This is a genomic window from Candidatus Electronema sp. TJ (genome assembly GCF_048287355.1).
Classification (GTDB): domain Bacteria; phylum Desulfobacterota; class Desulfobulbia; order Desulfobulbales; family Desulfobulbaceae; genus Electronema.
In genome coordinates, this window is sequence record NZ_JBLWEP010000153.1 from 1705 (window position 1) to 5213 (window position 3509).

Annotated in this window: 5 protein-coding genes; 4 read left to right on the forward strand and 1 reads right to left on the reverse strand. The window is 58.8% G+C overall.

The window, feature by feature from the left end; translation table 11 throughout:
- Positions 1–62 precede the first annotated feature (62 nt).
- The 4 genes from pth to coaE all read left to right on the forward strand — a co-directional run bounded on the left by pth (position 63) and on the right by coaE (position 2807).
- The gene (gene pth / locus ACNKID_RS10180) at positions 63–671 is read left to right on the forward strand and encodes an aminoacyl-tRNA hydrolase (RefSeq protein WP_417913321.1); all 609 of its coding nucleotides are present in this window, start codon (positions 63–65) and stop codon (positions 669–671) included.
- A 105-nt stretch (positions 672–776) separates the two neighbouring features.
- Complete coding sequence (locus ACNKID_RS10185) at positions 777–1280, forward strand: CarD family transcriptional regulator (protein ID WP_417913322.1); 504 nt, start codon at positions 777–779, stop codon at positions 1278–1280.
- 23 nt (positions 1281–1303) lie between these two features.
- Positions 1304–2215, forward strand: a complete 912-nt coding sequence (locus ACNKID_RS10190; protein WP_417913323.1) for an RluA family pseudouridine synthase — start codon at positions 1304–1306, stop codon at positions 2213–2215.
- Positions 2208–2807: a dephospho-CoA kinase gene (gene coaE, locus ACNKID_RS10195; RefSeq protein ID WP_417913324.1), complete on the forward strand. Its 600-nt coding sequence runs from the start codon at positions 2208–2210 to the stop codon at positions 2805–2807. The genes ACNKID_RS10190 and coaE overlap by 8 nt, the downstream gene beginning before the upstream one ends.
- Positions 2808–2860: 53 nt before the next feature.
- On the opposite strand, the gene ACNKID_RS10200 is transcribed toward coaE, so the two are convergent.
- The gene (locus tag ACNKID_RS10200; RefSeq protein ID WP_417913325.1) at positions 2861–3448 is read right to left on the reverse strand and encodes a DUF1287 domain-containing protein; all 588 of its coding nucleotides are present in this window, start codon (positions 3446–3448) and stop codon (positions 2861–2863) included.
- Positions 3449–3509 lie beyond the last annotated feature (61 nt).

A 3509-nucleotide genomic window follows, 5' to 3' on the forward strand; every position in this document is an offset into this window, starting at 1 on the left:
CGCCCTACACACATAAAACCGGAAGAACGTCTGCTTCTTCCGGTTTTCTATTTTACAGACAAATGACAGATGGATATCTGATTGTCGGCCTAGGCAATCCCGGCCCGGAATACGAGCTGACCCGGCATAACGCAGGCTTTCTTGCGCTCGATTATCTTGCCGATCAGCATTGCTGGCCGCTGACCAGCGAGAAATGGCAGGGCATCTGCGGCAGCGGGCGATTGAACGGCCAGCGGATCTTTCTGATCAAGCCGCAAACCTACATGAACCGCTCCGGTGAATGCGCGGCCCGCTTCGCTGAGTTCCACCGCCTTGCGCCGGAGGGCATCTTGGTGCTGCACGATGATCTTGATTTGCCTCCGGGCCGGATTAAAGTCGCTGCCAAGGGCGGCGCAGGTGGCCACAACGGTATCCGTTCGCTCATCCAGCATCTTGGCAGCTCGGATTTCGCCCGGCTGAAAATCGGCATAGGCCGCCCGCCGCGCAATGAGCAGGGCCAAGGAATGCCGGTGGACCGCTACGTGCTTTCCGCCTTCAGCGGCGATGAGCTGGAGCTGTTCAACAGCCGCCTGCCGCTGATTCAAGAGGCAGTTGAGCTGTTCATCAACCAAGGCGTGGAACGGTGCATGAGTCAGATCAATGGCCGCACCGCCGAGCAGCAGCGGTGCTGATGCACATCTTCAAATTCCTTGATTTGCCATAACTAAAAAAATATGTTATTGTTATGCCCCTGAGCAGTTCAGTTTGTCTGCACAATGCGGTCAGCCGGAGGCATCATGAGCGAAGTCAAGGAAAACAAGAGATTCGCAGCGGGCGACATGGCCGTTTATCCCACTCATGGGGTCGGTCAGATTGAAACCATCAAAGTGCAAAAGGTCGGAGGGATAGATCAGACCTTCTACGTCCTCAAGCTGCTGGAAAGCGGCATGACCATCATGATCCCGACCGCCAGCAGCCGCACTGTTGGGCTGCGGCCAGTGATCTCGCAGAACGAGGTCAAACAGATCGAGAGTATTCTCAGAGACCGGGACAGCAAAGTCAGTGCCCAGACGTGGAACCGCCGCTACCGTGATTACATGGACAAGATCAAAACCGGTTCCGCCTTTGAGGTGGCAACAGTGGTGCGCGACCTGCTGCTGCTCAAAGGTGACAAGGAGTTGTCCTACGGTGAGCGGAAGATGATGGACACGGCCAAGAGCCTGCTTATCCGCGAGCTGTCCGTGGCCCGGCAGATGGATGAGGAGCAGGTCGAGCAGCAGCTGGAGGAGATGTTCGCCTGAACAGCGCAGCCACTTCCCTGCTGGTGCGGCCGCACGAGGCTGGGCTGCGCTTGGATCATTACTTGGTGCGCTGCCTGCCGGAGCAAACCCGCTCCAGCCTTGACCGGCTGATCCGCTCTGGTGCTGTGCTGGTGAACAGCGAGGCGGTCAAGCCGGGCTGCAAGCTGCGGACTGGTGACAGTGTCACCATTGCATTGCCCGCAGTTCCTGCTAGTACAAACCGTCTACAGCCGCAGCCGGTTGATTTCCGCATCATTCACGAAGACGAACATCTGGCGGTGATCAGCAAGCCGCCGGGCTTGGTTGTGCATCCCGCTGCCGGTCATAACGACGGCACTTTGGTCAACGGACTGCTCCACCGCTACGGCGAGCTTGAGCTGCTCGACAGCGAACGGCCTGGTCTTGTCCACCGTCTTGACAAAGACACCTCCGGCATCATGCTCGCCGCCCGCACCGAGGCCATGCACCGCCTGCTCTCAGCCGCTTTCAAGGAACGGCACATCCGCAAAACCTACCACGCCCTGCTTGTGCGCAGCCCAGCTGGCGATGCTGGCCGCATAGAAGCTCCCATCGGCAGGCATCCTGTCAACCGGCAGAAGATGGCCGTGCGTCAGCGCGATGGCCGCCCGGCAGCAAGCGCGTGGCGTATTCTCGAACGCTTCCGCAACGGCTGCTGTTTGGCAGAGATCGCCATTGAAACAGGCCGCACACATCAAATCCGGGTGCACATGTCATCCATCGGCGCACCGGTGCTGGGCGATGCCCTCTACGGCGGCAAAAGCCAGACGGTGCAGGCCGAGCGGCAAATGCTCCACGCCTCAGAGCTGGCCTTCATCCATCCAGCGACCGGCCAAGCCTGCCGCTTCACGGCCCCGCTTTGGCCAGACATGCAGGCGGTGCTTGACCAGCTGCGGGAGCAGTTCCCTCTTGCCTGAGCTGATCGGCATCACCGGCGGCATTGGTTCCGGCAAAAGCCGTGCCTGCCGTTTTCTTGCCGACTTAGTCGGCTGGCCGCTGCTCGATATTGATCAGATCTGCCGTGCGCTGCTTCAGCCAGACATGCCCGGCTGGCTGGCTCTGCGGCAGGCTTTGGGGCGTGCTTTTTTCACTGCTGGCGAGCTGAACCGTCCCAAACTGCGCGAGGCCATCTTTGCCGATGCGGCCTTGCGCCAGCAGGTGGATGGCCTGCTGCATCCTTTGGCTAAACAGGCAATGCTCCAGCAGGCGGCGCAGCAAAGCACGCCGCTGATGCTGGCGGAAATTCCCTTGCTCTTTGAGGCGGGCTGGCAGGACAGCGTCAGTCAGATCGTGGTTGTTTATGCGGATGAAACTGTGCGCTTGCGGCGGATCATGGAGCGCGATCAGGTCAGTGAAGAACAGGCTTGGCGGGCCATTGCCGCGCAGATGCCTCTGGCAGACAAAGCCCGGCTGGCTGATCATCTCATCGACAACTCATCGGCGTGGGAGAGCACCTGCGCCCAACTGCGGCATGTGGCAAAGAAGATAATGGAAACGAGGTCTGCCTGAGTGAACTGCGGCCGCAGGAGGAGTGAAAAGCTGGGATTCCGCAATGCGGCAGCTCAGCCTGCGCTCCTTTTTTTCGGTCTGAAGTGGCCAGTGATTGTGAAGCGAAACAAGACATCCTCTTCCTTGGTTCCTGCGCCGATGTTATGGATCATCAAGGGGATTCCGGTGCTCGTCTTCCTGTCGGAGACCAGGCCGATGTGCGGAAGCCCATTGGCGAGTTTCCATGTCACAATGTCACCTGGCACGTAGTCTGCAGCCTGGGTGCCGGATTCAATTGCCCACCCTGCACGTTGAAAGAAGCAGGCTAAGTTGGGCACACGCCGGTGGTCGATGTTGGAATCCGGCTTCTTCAGCCCCCAGTTCTGCGGGTAGGCATTGAAGGAACGAGTCATGTCTTCGTGCACCAATCGCTGGAGGTCGATATCCTGTTCCCTCAGAGCGCGAACGATGACATCACAGCAGACACCCGTCTCCTTCGGCACATCTCCGCCAGGATAGGCCAGCGTCCTGTAGGTTCCATCATATTGGGTTGTCACGCCAATTTGAGACCGGGCAGAGACAACGAACTGCGTGGCATCAAATGCCGCGACAGCTTGGCTTGTTACAGCCAGCAGCGCAGACGTTGCGCATGTCATCAGCATCAGCTGACAAGAAATTACACACCGATTATTCATCTGCTGTCATCCTTCAGCAAACAGAAGC